Source organism: Psychroserpens sp. NJDZ02, from assembly GCF_004843725.1.
In the GTDB taxonomy this organism is placed as follows: Bacteria; Bacteroidota; Bacteroidia; order Flavobacteriales; family Flavobacteriaceae; genus Olleya.
Window position 1 is genome coordinate 3,923,593 of the sequence record NZ_CP039451.1, and the last position, 18,062, is coordinate 3,941,654.

The 18,062-nt window shown below is 31.6% G+C and carries 16 protein-coding genes; 13 read left to right on the forward strand and 3 right to left on the reverse strand.

The features are described 5' to 3' along the window. Positions 1 to 48: 48 nt before the first annotated feature. The 3 genes from gap to E9099_RS17280 form a co-directional block, all read right to left on the reverse strand. Positions 49 to 1,050 (reverse strand): type I glyceraldehyde-3-phosphate dehydrogenase, encoded by a 1,002-nt coding sequence (gene gap, locus E9099_RS17270; protein ID WP_136584759.1) that lies wholly within the window; start codon positions 1,048 to 1,050, stop codon positions 49 to 51. A 28-nt stretch (positions 1,051 to 1,078) separates the two neighbouring features. Then, the gene (gene pfkA / locus E9099_RS17275) at positions 1,079 to 2,065 is read right to left on the reverse strand and encodes a 6-phosphofructokinase (protein ID WP_136584760.1); all 987 of its coding nucleotides are present in this window, start codon (positions 2,063 to 2,065) and stop codon (positions 1,079 to 1,081) included. A 159-nt stretch (positions 2,066 to 2,224) separates the two neighbouring features. After that, positions 2,225 to 6,586 (reverse strand): translocation/assembly module TamB domain-containing protein, encoded by a 4,362-nt coding sequence (locus tag E9099_RS17280; protein ID WP_240788918.1) that lies wholly within the window; start codon positions 6,584 to 6,586, stop codon positions 2,225 to 2,227. 209 nt (positions 6,587 to 6,795) lie between these two features. On the opposite strand from E9099_RS17280, the gene tsaD reads away from it, so the two are divergent. From tsaD to E9099_RS17345, 13 genes are all read left to right on the forward strand, one after another. Continuing rightward, positions 6,796 to 7,818 (forward strand): tRNA (adenosine(37)-N6)-threonylcarbamoyltransferase complex transferase subunit TsaD, encoded by a 1,023-nt coding sequence (gene tsaD / locus E9099_RS17285; protein ID WP_136584761.1) that lies wholly within the window; start codon positions 6,796 to 6,798, stop codon positions 7,816 to 7,818. Positions 7,819 to 7,910: 92 nt separating this feature from the next. After that, positions 7,911 to 8,543 (forward strand): peptidylprolyl isomerase, encoded by a 633-nt coding sequence (locus E9099_RS17290; RefSeq protein ID WP_136584762.1) that lies wholly within the window; start codon positions 7,911 to 7,913, stop codon positions 8,541 to 8,543. Then, complete coding sequence (locus tag E9099_RS17295) at positions 8,544 to 9,248, forward strand: 16S rRNA (uracil(1498)-N(3))-methyltransferase (protein WP_136584763.1); 705 nt, start codon at positions 8,544 to 8,546, stop codon at positions 9,246 to 9,248. Between the two features lie 3 nt (positions 9,249 to 9,251). After that, positions 9,252 to 9,893 carry a DUF4159 domain-containing protein gene (locus E9099_RS17300; RefSeq protein ID WP_136584764.1) on the forward strand — a complete coding sequence of 214 codons (642 nt, stop codon included), beginning with the start codon at positions 9,252 to 9,254 and terminating at the stop codon, positions 9,891 to 9,893. A 38-nt stretch (positions 9,894 to 9,931) separates the two neighbouring features. Further along, a complete protein-coding gene (locus tag E9099_RS17305; protein WP_136584765.1) occupies positions 9,932 to 10,438 on the forward strand; it encodes a TrmH family RNA methyltransferase in 507 nt (168 codons plus the stop codon). Between the two features lie 24 nt (positions 10,439 to 10,462). Beyond that, the gene (locus E9099_RS17310) at positions 10,463 to 11,557 is read left to right on the forward strand and encodes an AI-2E family transporter (RefSeq protein WP_136584766.1); all 1,095 of its coding nucleotides are present in this window, start codon (positions 10,463 to 10,465) and stop codon (positions 11,555 to 11,557) included. After that, positions 11,550 to 12,740, forward strand: coding sequence for a THUMP-like domain-containing protein (locus E9099_RS17315; protein ID WP_136584767.1), 1,191 nt, complete (start codon positions 11,550 to 11,552; stop codon positions 12,738 to 12,740). The genes E9099_RS17310 and E9099_RS17315 overlap by 8 nt, the downstream gene beginning before the upstream one ends. Positions 12,741 to 13,073: 333 nt before the next feature. Further along, positions 13,074 to 13,460 (forward strand): type VI secretion system tube protein TssD, encoded by a 387-nt coding sequence (gene tssD, locus E9099_RS17320; protein WP_101019101.1) that lies wholly within the window; start codon positions 13,074 to 13,076, stop codon positions 13,458 to 13,460. A gap of 96 nt (positions 13,461 to 13,556) precedes the next feature. Beyond that, the gene (gene tssD, locus E9099_RS17325) at positions 13,557 to 13,952 is read left to right on the forward strand and encodes a type VI secretion system tube protein TssD (RefSeq protein ID WP_136584162.1); all 396 of its coding nucleotides are present in this window, start codon (positions 13,557 to 13,559) and stop codon (positions 13,950 to 13,952) included. Positions 13,953 to 14,111: 159 nt separating this feature from the next. Further along, positions 14,112 to 14,759 carry a hypothetical protein gene (locus E9099_RS17330; RefSeq protein ID WP_136584768.1) on the forward strand — a complete coding sequence of 216 codons (648 nt, stop codon included), beginning with the start codon at positions 14,112 to 14,114 and terminating at the stop codon, positions 14,757 to 14,759. Continuing rightward, the gene (locus tag E9099_RS17335) at positions 14,756 to 15,181 is read left to right on the forward strand and encodes a hypothetical protein (RefSeq protein WP_136584769.1); all 426 of its coding nucleotides are present in this window, start codon (positions 14,756 to 14,758) and stop codon (positions 15,179 to 15,181) included. The genes E9099_RS17330 and E9099_RS17335 overlap by 4 nt, the downstream gene beginning before the upstream one ends. A gap of 97 nt (positions 15,182 to 15,278) precedes the next feature. Further along, positions 15,279 to 17,045: a type VI secretion system Vgr family protein gene (locus E9099_RS17340; RefSeq protein WP_136584770.1), complete on the forward strand. Its 1,767-nt coding sequence runs from the start codon at positions 15,279 to 15,281 to the stop codon at positions 17,043 to 17,045. Positions 17,046 to 17,059: 14 nt separating this feature from the next. Then, a complete protein-coding gene (locus E9099_RS17345) occupies positions 17,060 to 18,055 on the forward strand; it encodes a hypothetical protein (protein ID WP_136584771.1) in 996 nt (331 codons plus the stop codon). Positions 18,056 to 18,062: the final 7 nt, after the last annotated feature.

Here is an 18,062-nt window from a genome sequence, read left to right on the forward strand (position 1 = left end):
TTTAAAATTGCATTTTACTGTGCTAATATTATATAAAAAAGCTCTAAATTATAGTGCGTTGATCTTTTGCGCTAAATCCACTAATTTATTTGAGTATCCAAATTCGTTATCATACCAAGATACTAATTTGAAGAAAGTCGAGTTTAATTCGATAGCAGAATCTGCATCAAATACACTTGTTTGTACTTCGCTAACAAAATCTTGAGAGACCACAGCATCTTCAGTATATCCTAAAACACCTTTCATAGCACCTTCAGACGCTTTTTTCATAGCTGCCTTAATCTCTGCTAAAGATGTTTCTTTTTTAGTTTTAACTGTTAAATCAACCACAGAGACATCAACAGTTGGTACTCTAAAAGCCATACCAGTAATTTTACCATCTAACTCAGGAATTACTTTACCTACTGCTTTTGCAGCTCCTGTAGATGTTGGTATAATATTATTTAATGCACTACGTCCTAAACGGTAGTTTTTACGTGATGGAGCATCCACAGTAAATTGTGTTGAAGTTGCAGCATGAATAGTTGTCATTAAAGCTTCTTCAATACCAAAATTATCTTCAATTACTTTAGCTAAAGGCGCTAAACAGTTTGTTGTACATGAGGCATTAGACACGATCGTGTTTGCAGCAGTTAAAGTATCATCATTAACACCCATTACAAACATTGGTGCATCTTTACTTGGTGCCGAGATAACTACTTTTTTAGCACCACCTTCAATATGGTAGTTTGCTGTTTCTAAAGTTGTAAAAATACCAGTACATTCTGCAACAACTGTTGCTCCTGCTTCATTCCATTTTAAATTTTTAGGATCTCTTTCTGCAGTAATACGGATTGTTTTACCATCTACTACAAGATTTCCGTCCTTAACTTCAATAGTACCATCAAATCTTCCGTGTACAGAGTCGTATTTTAATAAGTATGCTAAATGATCTACATCTAACAAATCATTAATCGCAACAACTTCTACGTCACTACGTTTTACAGTCGCTCTAAATACGATACGACCAATTCTACCAAACCCGTTTATTCCTAATTTTAATGTTGACATATTATTGTTTTAGTTTATTCAATTTATATTATGTGGTCATGATATCTGACACACGAATCAATTCTTCGTTAATTTTTGATTTTCCTTTTACTGCTTGTTCTAATGGTGTTAATTGTATGGTATCGCTTAATAATCCAACCATATAATTAGATTTCCCTTCTAATAAACTTTCTACTGCTTTCACACCCATTCTAGATGCTAATACACGATCAAAACAAGATGGAGAACCACCACGTTGCATATGCCCCAATACAGAGACACGCACTTCATATTCGGTCATATTTTCTTCTACGTAATCCTTAAGTTCAAAAACATTTTTACCTATTTTATCACCTTCCGCTACTACGACAATACTTGACGATTTACCAGATAATTTACTACGTCTTAAAGATTCTAATAAACGCTCTAGCCCTAAATCCTCTTCAGGAATTAAAATCTCTTCTGCTCCTGCTCCAACACCAACATTTAATGCGATATGGCCTGCATCACGCCCCATAACTTCGACAAAAAACAAACGGTTATGCGAACTCGCTGTATCTCTAATTTTATCTATAACTTCAACGACAGTATTTAAAGCCGTATCATATCCTAAAGTATGCGACGTTCCGAAAATATCATTATCTATAGTTCCTGGAATACCCATTACTGGGAAATCAAATTCTTGATTAAAAATTAAGGCTCCTGTAAATGTACCATCACCACCAACAACCACTAATCCATCAATGTTTGCTTCTTTTAATGAATCGTATGCCTTTTGACGTCCTTCTTTAGTACGAAACTCTTTAGATCTAGCAGATTTTAAGATTGTTCCACCTTTATTTATAATACCTTTTACGTTACGTGCCGTTAACTCTTTAAAGTCGCCTTCAATCATACCTTCATATCCACGATAGATTCCAGCACATTCAATATTATAATAGGCACAAGTTCTGGCTACCGAACGGATAGCTGCATTCATCCCAGGAGAATCTCCACCGGAGGTCATTACAGCAATTTTTTTTATATTTTTTGACATGTATTTTTACTTATTACAGTAAAACTAATAAAGAAATATTAGATAATACATTGCTTTTACTAAAATTTAACGATAAGCTTAAAACTATAACGTTTTCGTTAATAACTTAATAAAATACAGGGTGTTAATTATCAAAAAACAAGATTAAAGCACTTAGGATTACTCTTTTTTTAGCTTACTAACCTCAGGGAGGATGGAGTTATTTTCTGTGTCAGGTTCGGTTGCTTTATTGTCTTTTAATGGTGCTGAATTATCCTCTTCTTCTTCCTTAGGATTAAAAATTTTACGCATTAACTCTCCAAACGTATCAAAAGACACACTGTAGGATAATCCTAAGCCCTGTGTATAGCCAATTTCTTCTCCAAAATTTCTAATACTATTCTCTCTATTAAACACTTTAGCCGTAAGTGTACCTTCTTCATTTAATAAAAAGTCAATTTGTAAATCCCCTGCAATAACAGAGTCTCCTAAACCTCCTACAGGAACACCTACTTTTCCATTAATTAAAACGCGATCCGATATTTTAGTTTGTAACGTTAACCCAACACGATTATCCGTTTGGTAATCTGGATTACTAGAACCTGCTTCAAAATTTACACCTACATCAAGTTTACCATCGCCACTAGATAATAAACTATTAACTAATCCATTTAATCTTTCGGTTAGTGTTCCAGAAAAATTAAGATCATTAAATCCACTACTAAAAGCGCCTGTCGTTAACAGGTACAAGGCTTGACTTTCTTTTTCTTCTTTAGAATCTAATCTGTAATTTAATTCCGATTTTATTGTTGACTCTGTGGTCGGGAAAGCAAAACTATATTCTGGGTCTGGTCTTTCCAATTTACCAGATAACTCAATAAACAATTCGACAGGAATACTTCTACTTATTGGATTATCTAATAAAGGAGATGGATTTGCACGTGTAGCATACTTTGCTTTAATTTGAATAATAGCATCTAATGGTGGCCCATTCCATTGTATATTACTAACATAAGGCTCTACAGTAAATTTCTTTTCTATGATACCGCCATATAAAAAGTTATAAACGCCTTCATAAACGACAAAATCACCATACATATTAAACTTATCATTGGTATTGATTTCTATTAACAAACCACCAACACCGCGTCCTTTCATTGTGTGACCCGAAGCTTTATCTATTATAATTTCAATCTCCGCCTCCTCAGTAACATCTAATTCAAAATTTAGATCTAAACCAGTTTCTACAAGATTCTCTAGAACAACACCTTTTAGTTTAGCATCTTTTTCTTCTGGACTTAAAAAATGAATGATGGAATTATCTCCAAAATCCTCATTATCATTTAAGGGTATTTTAAAAACAGTTCCTTTTTTAGTCCGTGCAATGACATTGATACTTAACCCCTCAGTTGGTCCATAAATGGACGCAGAGCCCCCTATAAATCCAGTACCATAATATAAGGAGTCTTCGTTTTCTTTTGTATCAAGCACTAATAGTCTTGCTGTTTTTAGATTTAGGTCCAGTTTCCATTTAGAAAAATTAGTATGACTGATACTCCCCTCTAAAACCCCTTTAGTGTTTTCTTTTGTATCAGTAATATTAATTTTATTGAAGAAAAAACTTTGATTTTTTAAAAACACAGACGCTTGTTCCTCAAAATCATAATCAACATTTAAATAAGGCACACCTAATCCCCCATGATCAATATTTAATTGTCCATTAAACTCTGGTTTGTTTAAATTACCAACCACTTTTATGTTTCCTAAAACATCACCTCTAATATTACTTAAGACCCCTTCTAAAAAAGGATTAAGCAACTCTAAACTAAATTGGTTAAACCCTAAATCAACATCAATAAAAGCATCATCATTAATTACATTAACATTTCCTATTGCTGTAAACGAATTGGTGTTATCATCTTTAATTTTAGCCTCAATTTTATACCTAGATAGCGTTTCATTTCCTTTTATTTTAGCATCAAAAGAGCCTAGAAAAGTGTTATTAACTTCCAAGTCGTCAATAGTAATAGAAGCATTTGGTAAGTAATTTCCACTTTCCTGTAAAATATCTAAATTACCATTAATATTACCTGCTAAAGACAGCTTTTCTACTTCGGGAATAATTTTATTTAGATCAACATCTTTGAAATTTAGTTTTAAATCTTTGTATGTAGAATCCCTAACTGTACCTTTTAATTTAATTTCTTCATTCTCATGATTCATTACAAGTTGTTCAATCTTAAAATTGTTTAAATCACGATCAAAAATTATTTTATTCAACTTGTTTTTATCCTCATTAACAAACCATTTATTGCCCTTAAACGTAACATCACTCTTTTTAAAACCTAAAACCGATAAATTTTCTTCATTAATAGTATGATAAAAACTTAAATTATAAGCATCATCATTTCGTTTTCCTCCTTTAAATTCTGAACGCATAAACAAGGTGTCATTAAGCGTTACATTAATTAAATTAAATTTAGAGATATTATAATGCTTAGTGTAAACACTATCAATTTCTACGTACGTATTAAACAGCGGATTATTGTTATCGACTTGCAATTCTATTTTATCGGCAAAATAATCTAACAACTTAATTTTTGGCGATTTAAAGGTTAATTTAAAAGCTTTCTCATTACTCTCTACCCTTCCTTTTATAAAGGTATTAGCACCGACTTCTACTTCCGGCAAAAACACTTCGACAATCTTATTATAAATTTTAAAATTAAAGTCTATATATTGATTACCTTCAATTTTATTAGGCACATAATTAGCATAAATACTTTTAATTGAATTTTCAAAAAGTAATTCCAAATCATTAAATTTAAAATTCCCTTTTAATTGCCCTTCAACTATTTCTGGCGAATTAACTTTTATAAATCTTTCGTTATCTACAAACTCCGAGCTAATTGCAAAATCTTTAAATGTGTACGTATCTTTTTCATTTTTATAGACTGTATTTTTAAAATTAATACTACCAACAGCATCATCAATAGTATTAGCAGTCATCTTCATGTCAACAATACCAGTAAACTCTGATTGCTCATCTCTATTATATAAATTAAGTGCTTTTAGATTGGCATACGCTACATTTGCGACAAAATCAAATGTTCTTACATCGTCTGATAAATCAGCTAAACCATCAAATTCTAACTTTAAATTTTTATCGTTAGAAATTAATTTTCCATTAAATTTACTTCGTTTGTACTGTCCGTTTACAACAATATTTTGATAATTGTAATTATTATAATTGATACTATATATATCACCTTTTAATTTAGTGGTAAGAATTTCTTTTTTAAATCCATCTCCATCTACATCCACATTAAAAGAGGTGGTTCCTAACTTAGGATCGTCTAACATTTCACCTAAATTAAATTCGTCTAAAATAATATTACCTTTATAAGAAGCATAATCTATATTATCTATATTAGACATTTCTAAATTAGAATTTACAAGCCCAAGCGCTGTACTAATTTCTATATCGGCTACAATTTTATGAGAGGTAATGTTTGTAGTACCCACCGCTGTAAAATTGCCAAGCTTACCAAATATTGAGGGAATAGATTCTCCTAAAACATTAGGCAAAAGGTCTTTTAAGTCCTTATAATTAGAAGATAAATTATCAAAGTTACCTTGCATCGCGAAATTATCAGCTTCGCTATTAAATAAATTTTTAAAATTTAATGTTCCATAAATCTTAGTGTTTCTACTAGTATCTAACTTTAAATTTTCAGTCGTTAAATTATTTAAAGTTCCTGATAATTTGGTAGAGAAGTTAGCGTATTGATTTACACCAAATTCATTATAAAACACATTTAATTCATCTAATAAAATCCGTCCTTCTGTAAAATTAGCTGAGACCTTAACCTTGTCTTCAAACTCTTTAAAATCCGCTCTATCATAATTAAAAACTAACTCCCCTTTAATAAAAGATTCGTGTGTTTTTAAATTAAGATTATCAAAACGCATTTCTGATAACGTATACGAAAAATCAGAGGTTAAGTTCTCTAATTTCAAGCCACGACTATCTTCAAATTGCATCGTGTTTATTCTGCTTTTTACATTACTCCCATCAATCAGAAAATTGGTCCCGTTTAAATTAATTTTATTAAACCTAACAATTTGAGGTGTCTCTTTGTTTTGATCTATTAACTTAAAAGTCCCATTAGAAATGGTTATATCGCTTGATGACAATAAAAATTCACTTTTCTTTGCTCGTGGGTTATCACTATCAAACCTAGCTACAAATACATCTAAATTAGTGCTCGACTCATCTTTATAAGTTACGATATTAAACACTAAATCTTCTACACTTATATCCCCAAAATTAAGCTTCCCATTATATAATTTTCTAAAATTAATTATTGATGTGTTAAGTGTTGTGGCACTAATCAACGTATCCTTTTTAAAATCCCTGATTAAAACACCTTTAATTTCTACCTCTCCATTGTACTGTAAACCAATTTTTTCAATATTTATATTGGTCTTATATTCCTTATTAACCCAATCGGTTGTATATTTTGCAACACGCGTTTGCACAGCAGGTATTAAAAATACCAATATCAAAATGATGAATAGCAACAGTAAGATCGCTATTAATTTACCTATTATTTTAAGAAATTTTTTGATACTTTTTTTAGAGTTAAAAATTATTTATAATATCTTACTTTTGCCTTTTCAAAAACAAAAGTAATTTAGTTGTTAATCATTACACCAAAATTAACAATTATTATGCCTAAAAATAACTAATGGCTTCACAAAATATTTATATACTTGGAATTGAGAGTTCTTGCGACGACACTGCAGCTTCTGTAATCCTTAACGGAAAAATTTTAAGCAACATAGTCGCTAGCCAAAAAATACACGAACAATATGGAGGCGTTGTACCAGAATTAGCCTCTCGCGCACATCAGCAAAATATTGTACCCGTAGTAGATCAAGCTTTAAAAATAGCAGGAATTACCAAAGCACAACTTAGTGCTGTAGCTTTTACAAAAGGCCCAGGATTAATGGGGAGTTTGTTGGTCGGGACGTCCTTTGCAAAATCTTTAGCTTTTGGATTAAAAATACCATTAATTGATGTCAACCATATGCAAGCGCATATATTAGCTCATTTTATTGAAGAAGAAGGCTTCAATACCCCACCTTTCCCTTTTTTAGCCATGACTATTTCTGGTGGGCATACCCAAATTGTAACTGTCAAAAATCATTTTGACATGGAAGTCATTGGTCAAACTATTGATGATGCAGTTGGCGAAGCTTTTGATAAAAGTGGAAAAACATTAGGATTAGGGTATCCAGCAGGGCCTAAAATTGACAAATTAGCTAAATTAGGAAATCCAAAAGCTTATCAATTTACAAAACCACGAGTTGATGGCCTTAATTTTAGTTTTTCGGGATTTAAAACAGCGGTATTATATTTTATTCAAAAACAAGTCAAATTAAATCCTAATTTTATTGAAGAGCATCTCAATGACATTTGTGCCTCTATACAATATACTATTATTGGCATTTTAACTGACAAGCTTAAATTAGCTGTAAAACAAACAGGTATAACACATATTGCTATTGGTGGTGGTGTCTCTGCAAATACAGGAATAAGACAAGCTTTAAAAGAGGGCGAAGCTAAACACGGTTGGACGACTTACGTTCCTAAATTTGAATTTACCACAGATAATGCTGCCATGATTGCTATTGTGGGGTATTTAAAATTTTTAGAAGGTGATTTTGCTACACAGAATGTTATGGCCAATTCTAGATTAAAACTATAGACCCAATCACAAAAATTATTAAAACTCGTGTTAATAATCGCCTTTAAGACTATATTTTTTTGTTTTTTTGTCGAAATAATTACAATCTCAAAATGAAAAACCTACTGACATTAGCTATTTGCTTACTTACTATTTCGTCGTTTGCCCAAAAATCTCTAGAAAAAGAATTGGACACCATCACAACCGTTGCACAAGCTGAAAAGTTTTTAGACACTAAAAAGTCTAGAAAAAACAAAATGCTGATTTTTAATGAAGAAAAGCATAAAACGAAACTAGCTACCAAACTATTAAATAATAGCGTGGGTAGTACAGAAGTTATTAAAACAGAATTTAATGTTACCCATTATAAGGTCATTGATAAATCGCAAGAAAGACATTATAGAATAAGTTATATCTATTTTGATGGTAACCAATTGGAAGCTTCAAAAATTGTAGAATATAAAAATGAAATTTTAAAGTCATACGAGGATGGTATTCGTTTTGATGACTTAGCTAAACGGTATTCAATGGACCGAAATGCTAATCGCGGTGGTGATTCTGGCTGGTTAAAGGAAGGTAGCATGCCTGCAGAAGTAGAAGCACAAGCTTTTAATTTAGATAATAAATTAGGAACGTTGTACACGGTTAGAATCCCGGAACCTAATGGATTTTATGTGATTTTAAAAACAGAACGTATTAAAAAAATTAAAGAAATTAAAGTCCTTAAAGTTATAGCCAAAGATTAAATGCAACTTTTTTATAATCCAGATATAGCCCCTAATACAGCGCAATTTACTTTTCCTAAAGATGAAAGTCGACATATTGTCAAAGTCTTAAGAAAACAAACTGGAGACCTCTTACATATTACCAACGGTAAAGGATATTTATTTGAAGCAGAACTGGTTATTGCTGATCAAAAAAAATGCATCGTTACTATTACAGACACAACATTACAACAACCGTTAAATTACAAATTACATTTAGCGGTTGCGCCAACAAAATTGAATGATCGCTATGAGTGGTTTTTGGAAAAAGCTACGGAAATAGGTGTTACAAGTATCACACCTATTATTTGTGATCATAGCGAAAGAAAGGTCGTGAAATTAGAACGCTATGAAAAAATCATTCAGTCCGCAATGAAGCAATCTTTAAATTGCTACTACCCTATTTTAAATCCACCAATCGCTTTTAAAGCCTATTGTAATCAAGATTTTTCGGGAGATTTATATATCGCGCATTGCGAAGAAACAGATAAAAAAACATTAAAATCTCAAATTTCATTTAATAATGAAATCACTATTTTAATTGGACCTGAAGGTGATTTTTCTGTTAAAGAAATAGAAATGGCAATTAAACATAAATTTATTCCTGTAACTTTGGGAGACACACGATTACGCACAGAAACGGCTGCAATAGTAGCTTGTCATAGTGTTGCGTTTGTAAATGAGTAACTTATGAAACTTAATTTTTTTCTACTATTATCAATTTTCTCTCTTTTCTCATTTAGTCAAGATCTAGCCATACTTAAATATAAAGGAGGTGGTGACTGGTATGGTAACCCGACCGCTTTACCAAATCTTATAAAATTTTGCAACGCCAATATTGACACACAAATGACAGAAAAACCAGAAACGGTAGAAGCTGGTAGTGTGGATGTTTTTAGATTTCCGCTATTACATATGACTGGTCACGGTAATGTACTTTTTGAAGATGACGACGTTACTAATTTAAGACGCTATTTAGAATCGGGAGGTTTTTTGCATATTGATGATAATTACGGTATGAAACCCTATATTACTAGAGAGCTAAAAAAAATATTTCCAAACCAAGAATTGGAAGAACTACCAAGTACCCATCCTATTTTTAGCGTCGCTTTTCAGTTTAAAGATGGTCTGCCAAAAATACACGAACACGATGGTAAACGTCCTCAAGCATTTGGATTATATAGTAAAGAGCGTTTAGTTGTTTTATTTACTTTTGAAAGCGATTTAGGAGACGGTTGGGAAGATCAAGAAATACATAATGATCCAGAAGACATCCGCTTAAAAGCCTTACAAATGGGAGCTAATATTATAAAATATGCTTTTGAAAACTAAGTGATATTTAGTAAAAACATAAACCGGATTACTAAAAAATGCAACATACCCACTATACTTCTAATTTTAAGCAACAACAATTTCCAATAACTGTTATTTGCGAAAACGTAACAAATGCACCAAATATAGGAAGCTTATTCAGAGCTTGCGATGCTTTTGGGATAGAGACCCTTATATTTTGTGGTTCAGATATACCATTAGGACGGAAAATGACTAAAACCTCTCGTGCTACTGAAAAAGTTGTCAATTACCAGGTTGTAGATTCTGCCTTAGAGGTTGTACTTCAACTTAAAAAAGAAAACTACGCGATTGTGGCTTTAGAAATAACCACTAATAGTCAACCATTACACGAGTCTGTTTTTAATAATAACCAGCCTATTGCTTTAGTTATTGGTGACGAAAATTTTGGCGTCTCAGAAGCCATTTTACAATTAAGTGACACTATAGCTCACATAGATATGTTTGGACAAAATAGTAGCATGAATGTTGTCCAAGCAACCAGCATAGCACTTTACGAAATTACTAAGCAGTTATTAATAAAATAGAATACAATATTCTATATTTACAGTATGACATCAAAAACAATATCAAACGGAATATTAAGAGCAGTAGCCACTATAGTTGGGGTAATTGGATTACTATGGTTTACTTACAAAATACAATCTGTATTAGTTTACCTAGTAATTGCTGGTATTATTGCCTTACTAGGAAGACCGTTGGTTGTGTTTCTTAAAAGTAAATTAAAATTTTCTGACACATTAGCGGTCGTGACCACAATGTTTATTTTTCTAGGCTTACTATTTGGTATTATCAGTATGTTTATACCTTTAATTATAGAACAAGGTCAAAATTTGGCACTATTAGACATTGATTTGCTGCAAACAAATATTGAAAATTTATATACAGAAGCAATCAGTCATTTTGGATTAAATTCTTCAGAAGTTGAAGCGTCTATAAAAGATTCAAAATTTATGTCGAGCATTAATTTTGGTGTAATTCCAGAGTTTTTAAACTATATCATTTCAGGGTTTGGAAGTTTTAGTATTGGATTATTTTCTGTATTATTTATCTCTTTTTTCTTTCTAAAAGACAGTAAATTAATGAGTACAGGTTTAGTTACAGTACTTCCCAAAAAACACGAACAACGTTTAAGAAAATCTTTTGTAACCATTCGTGATTTATTAACGCGGTATTTTGGTGGTTTACTTTTACAATTGCTAATATTATTTACAATCTACTCTATTGTTTTATTAATTTTTGGCATTCAAAATGCAGTTATAATAGCAACGCTTTGCGCCTTATTAAACATCATACCATATATAGGACCAATAATAAGTGCTTTTTTACTTATCCTATTAAGTATGTCAAGTAACTTAGGCGAAAATTTTAGTGATGTTATTCTGCCTAAAACAATCTACGTCATGATTGGTTATGTCGTTGCACAATTAGTCGACAATTTTTTTAGTCAACCTTTTATATTCTCTAAAAGTGTCAAATCACATCCTCTAGAGATATTTTTAGTAATCATTATCGCAGGATTACTTTTCGGTATTGTAGGTATGATAGTAGCAATACCAACCTATACAGCTTTAAAAGTGGTCTCTAAAGAGTTTTTATCAGAATATAGAGTTGTAAATAAATTGACCAAAGGCTTAGATGACTAATTTTAATAAAGCCATTTTAAATAGTGCTATCCAAGACTTTATAAATAATAATATAAATTCTGATATTGCGACGTTAGCCTTAAAAGGTATCCCGTTTCAAGACCATTTAAAGCAGGATATAATTACACAAATTGAAGCTAAAAAACGATGCGAGAAAAAACTATCGACTTGGTTTAATGCGCCAAATATCTATTTTCCATCTAAGTTAAATATTGAGCAAACCTCTTCAGAAGTTACTGCCCAATACAAAGCTAATCTGGTCTCAGGCCACTCGTTAATAGATTTAACAGGTGGATTTGGTGTTGATAGTTTGTATTTCTCTAAAAAAGTAGACACGGTACTGCATTGCGATATTAATAAAATACTATCCAGTATAGCGGCATATAATGCCTCTGTTTTACAAATTAAAAATATTAAATTTTATCCAGAAGATGGCATCAAGGTTTTAAACCAATTGGATAAAACCCTAGATTGGATCTATGTTGACCCATCTAGAAGAGATGACACTAAAGGAAAAGTATTTTTATTAAAAGATTGCTTACCTAATATCCCTGAACATGTCACGATGCTTTTTAAGCATGCAAAAAACATATTAATTAAGACATCTCCGTTATTAGATATCAAATCGGGCAGCAATGAGCTTCAAAATGTAAAAACCATACATTGCGTGGCTGTAAATAATGAAGTTAAAGAATTACTTTGGGTTTTAGAAGAAAATTTTACTGGTGACATTCAAATTAAAACAAGTAATATTAAAAATGGAGATACTCAAGAATTTAATTTTACATTAGAAACCGAAAATATAGAAGTTGCAGAATATAGTTTACCGCTCACCTATTTATACGAGCCCAATGCTGCTATTTTAAAGTCTGGTGCCTTCAATAGTATTGCAAACACACTAAATATCTATAAATTACATAAGCACTCGCATTTATATACAAGTACTAATTTAATTGACTTTCCTGGGAGAACATTTAAAATAGATAACACTATTAACTACAATAAAAAGGAGTTTACTAAACACATAGGCTTAAAGCAAGCTAATGTTACCACTCGTAATTTTCCCGAAGCAGTTACCCAAATAAGAAAAAAGCTTAAAATAAAAGATGGAGGAAAACACTATTTGTTTTTTACCACCAATCTTAACAACTCCAAAATCGTTTTAAGCTGTTCTAAACTATAATTTAAAGGACACCTAGTGATACAACCATTTGGCTTACAAAATTAATCACAAGTGCTACTTCTAAGAATCTTATTCAAAACATATTGCTTTTTGTTATTTCTTCTAATAATTCAAATAGTATAAGCAGTATACCGATTTTTAAGACAATGTACACTGACAATCAAATAACTATAACCGTGTGCAACCAACAATTAAAAGTAAAATATTTAAATTTGTTACGCTTTTAAACGATTAAATCAACTATTTAACGAATATATTTGTTGACGCTCTACGATGTCTATACATTTATACCATGCCAATAATGGCTTTTAAATTTATTAAATATTTTTTATTATGGCTTTCAAAGCAAAACTTAAAGTAGGTGGACAAGAGTACAACGTGTTAAATTCTTCTTATGAATTACACCAAGAAACTGACGCTACAGGAAGACCTTCTTCTATCACAAGAGGAGGTAAAATTAAATTAACTGTAGAGTCTACTGCAGATACTAGTCTTTCTGACTGGATGTTTAACAATTTTGAGCGTAGAGATGGATCTATCGTTTTCTTAAAAAGAGATAGTGACTCTACTTCTAAAGAATTAAAATTCACAGAAGGTTACATGGTTAAGTATTACGAAAACTTTGATTCAACTGGAAAAAATCCAATGTCTGAGTCTTTTGTAATTTCTGCTAAAGGAATTGGAATTGGTAATGGAGAACATGTTAATGACTGGGTTTAAGTTAAACTCTTTTTAATTATCATAATAGTATTACTAAAGGGAGGGCTCATGGCTACTCCCTTTGTTTTGTCTTTATTCATTTTAACCCACTTAACTATGTCATTTTTAGCAAAACTAAATATTGATGATGACCAAATGAATGTTTTGGAGTGCTCTTTTGGTTTTCACCAAGGCGCTGATAATACAGGTCGACCATCACAAAAACCTCGAGGAGGACAAATAACTATTCTTATAGAATCCACAAATAAAACAGACTTTTTAGAGTGGATGATTTCTAGTAACATGACCAAAAATGGGAGTATCGTCTTTTACAAAAGAGATAACATGTCTAGCCTTAAAACCGTAGATTTTAGTGAAGCCTATTGCTTGGACTATGTCGAAGATTTTGATGCTATAGGATCACAACCATTAAAAACCCGTGTTGTTATTTCAGCAAAAGAAGTCAGTATAAAAGGAACAACCTATACAAATAATTGGCCAGCAAAAATGTAATTTCTGCAAGTCTGTTATTTGACCTTTTTAACGTTTAACTTTAATATTATAGTTAACGACCCTAGTATTGTTTATTTTTATAAGCAATACTATTCTGTGCACTAAAATCTGCACGCACTTAATTTGTACATGACTACCACTTAAACGCTATTTTTACAGATGAACTACATCAAAAAAACCGATAATTACGATATCTATATTGAACCTAGCCGAAAAACTATTGTTATCCGTCAAAAATGGAAATATATATGGTCCTCTGCTTCAGGGTTACCAAATTGGTCTTACTTAGAAAAAAAAGAATGGCACCAAAAAGCAGATAATGTCATTTGGCAACAATGGGGAAGTCAATTTGTGTTTTGGGCTCTAGTCCATGACGAAAATTCTAGCAGTAGATCTTTACACAAAAAAGAATTTAATCTAGAATTTGATATAGAATGGGTGACTTCCGATCAGCATTGGTTGGCTAATGTTAAGAAGACAAAGTCTGCAGAAAAATTTAGATCTAGAGTAAATCTAACAGAGAAAAAAATATATTTAGCACATATAGATACTAAAAGAAGAGTATCAGGAGCTATAAACCAAAATACGGTAAAACACGAGTTTGGTCATACTATTGGTGTTGATGACGAATATGGTAATGCTTATAAACGTGAAGAGGATAGAACAAAGTATGAACCTATACATGTTAAAGACACCAAAGCTTTAATGAATATTGGAAATGAACTTAGAACACGATATATCCGTGACATTAAAATGGAGGTCAATTCAATGATTCCAGAAGTCAGTTTTATTACTTTTTTTAAATGATACAACCAATTTATATAATTCTGCTAGGACTACTGACCTTTTCGTCTTGTAACAATAGCCCTACCAAAAAGGTTAAAAAAGTAGTCGTAAATAAAACAATCGACTCCACTTATTTTTGTTTAGAAGATTCTATTACAATATCCTTTTTATCAAAAGCTAGTTACAAAAAAGCAATAGCAACTTGTAGGTTAACACTATTGGATGATCAATTTATTTTAAAAGGTCATGGCTATATGGGACCAACACGGATTTTGGAAAATTATTATTCAAGAGAAGCGCACGAAAAAAATAACATCCCAATTAAAATTGTGTTGTGGGGTACAAAAGATGAAGAACATATCATTCGTGTATGGTATAAAAAAGAAAAAAAGCAATGGTTACCTATTACAGCAATAAAGGATCATATATCAACACAATATTAGTTAATCTTTAAAGTGTATTTTACATTACAAACATTAGGCTTTCAATAAAAGCTAAAAACAGACTAATTCAACCCAGTTTTAATAACATAATAAGACTATGGCATTACAAAGCAACACCACTATATTTATATCAGGAACAGAGATTAAAGCTTTTAAATCGATAGAGCTTCATCAAAGTATCGATGCCCATCACAGACTAGAGTTGGTCTGCCGTATGGACGTTTTAGAAAATCTAACTCAAGCCCTTGGAGAATCTAGTAAAAATTATTTAGGAGAAACTATAACACTTCAAACGTCTGCTTTAGGTTCCTTTAGTGGTTATAAAGCATTAGAGTTTAAAGGTATTGTCTCGCAAATAACCACTATAAAAGGGCATGAAGCTAGTTCTGGAGACGAAGTTGTCATTACCGCCTTAAGCCCAACCTTTATAGCAGATGATGGTCCACATTATGCCTCTTATAATGATGTCTCATTGGCAGAAATACTAGACCGCACCTTTAGCGACTACGATAGATCTAAATTAGAAGTCCTAATACAACCCAATAACACCGCTACCCTACACTACTCTGTTCAAAACGGAGAAAGTGCTTACAATTACGCAAGCCGTTTAGCTGCGCAATATGGCGAGTGGTTTTATTATAATGGCTCTAAATTAGTCTTTGGAGCACCTGAAGCGGAAGAATTAGCCTTAACCTATGGTTTTGATCTTAAAGAATACAACCTAAACCTGACACCACAATCACATAATTATAAGTTTTATGCTAATGATTATTTATTAAACGATACTCACGAAAAAGACGCTAAAGACATCAGTTCTGGTGCCAGTGGTTACAGTGGTTTTGTATCTAGTAAATCTAATAGCATTTATAATAAAGAAACTAAAGTATGGCACAACTTATATAATGACCCACAAGCTAAACAAAGATTAGATTCTAGTATCGAGTTACAGAAAAAGGCTATCGAAATGCAGCAGGTAAAACTGAATGGTATTAGTGATAACCCAGGAGTCAAATTAGGAAACATTGTAAAAGTAGAAGGTGCAAATTATAGAGTTATAAGTATTACACATAGTAATAGAGAAAACGGCGATTACGAAAATAGGTTTGAAGCTGTTACTGCAGATTTTGACGCTTACCCTAACACCAACATCAATGCCTTTCCTAAAAGTGGTACACAAACCGCTACAGTTTTAGAAAATGCAGACCCAGAAGGTCTTGGTAGAATACGTGTACAAATGCCTTGGCAAAAAATAACAGGAGAAATGACGCCTTGGATACGTATTGTAACCCCTCATGCCGGTGGAGACAAAGGCTTCCATTTTATACCGGAACTTGATGAGGAAGTGCTAATTGGGTTTGAAGGTGATAATGCAGAGCATCCGTATATGTTAGGAAGTTTGTATAATGGAGCTGCTAAAGCAGGTGCTTTTCAGAGTAGTACTAATGATGTTAAGGCTATTAAGACTAGAAGCGGGCATACTATTGAATTAAATGATACTGATGGGGCAGAATTTATTACTATCATTGATAAAAACAGTAACATAATACGCATTGATACAGCAAATAATAATATTGAAATCTCAGCAATGGAAAATATTACTTTAAATGCTAAAAATATTGAGATGAATGCCTCTGAAGAAGTTAAAATAAATGCTGGTACAAATATGATTACTAGAGTTACTGAGGACGCCTCTTTATCTTCAAAAAATTCGACTGAAATGGTAGAAGATCAAAAAACTTTAGTCGCTAAAGAGACATTACTAAATGCGGAAAAAATGAGGTTAGAATGCTCTAAAGATAATTTAGAATTGGTTAGCTCTAAGCAAGTTGATATCCAAGCAAACGATAAGATCAAATTATTTTAAGACTTTAGTAAAATATGGCAAAACTTGATTTTGGTACTAATATAATAACAGAAGAAGAAAGTGCGAGTCAATATACCTCGCATATTTACAATCCTTTAGGTGTAGCCAGAACATACGGTGTAGTACTAGTTTTTGAAGATGAAGTTCAAAAAAAACTCCAAATTCATTTTGAGATAGATATATTTTGCATTAATAAAACGGATGATGATTATTTTGAAATTGAAATTTTTAAACATCAAATTTATATAAATGAGAAAAAACCAGATATTCTTATAGACGAGTTATCGGAAAGATGTGGAAAAGTAATTTATCCACTTAATCTAAAAGTTAATAAACAAGCAAAGGTCCTAAACATAGTTAATCAACACACTATTATAGAACGATGGGAAAGAGAAAAAGAAAATATAAAACAACTATATAACAGTAAAGAAGTATCATTACTAGTAAATAATATGGATAGTATTATTTACGATAAAAAGAAACTTACAGATTTGATATTACAACGGGACTGGTTTATAACATTATTCTTTTCTCCTATATACACTAGCTCTGTAAAAAGTAAAACACGCAAAGAATTAAAATTTCCAATTATACCATACGCACCTGGTGTTAGTTATGCCATTGAAAATAAAATAATTGAACATCCTAACAAAAAAGGAGATATTATTTTTAATCAAAAAGGGCTTTGTATAGATCATAGAAGTGAAAAGGATATACTTAGAGGTAATCAAATTTCGTTTGAAAAAACAAAACGACCTGTTAAAGGTGAAATTGCAATAAAACACCAACTATACAAAAACTCGTTACTTATAGATGCTATTACCGGTGTATGTAATTTAAATTTTCCTTCAGGTAAAAGCAAAAAAATATCTATCGAGATATATAATTTAAAAAATAAAACACCTCAATCGTCGGCTCAAAAAAAGGCGGCAATTGAAAAAACAAAAGAAGAAAACGAAAAAAGTTTACCAAAAAAGAAGAAAAAATTTTCTTTCTTTTTTGGTAAATAAAAGAAAT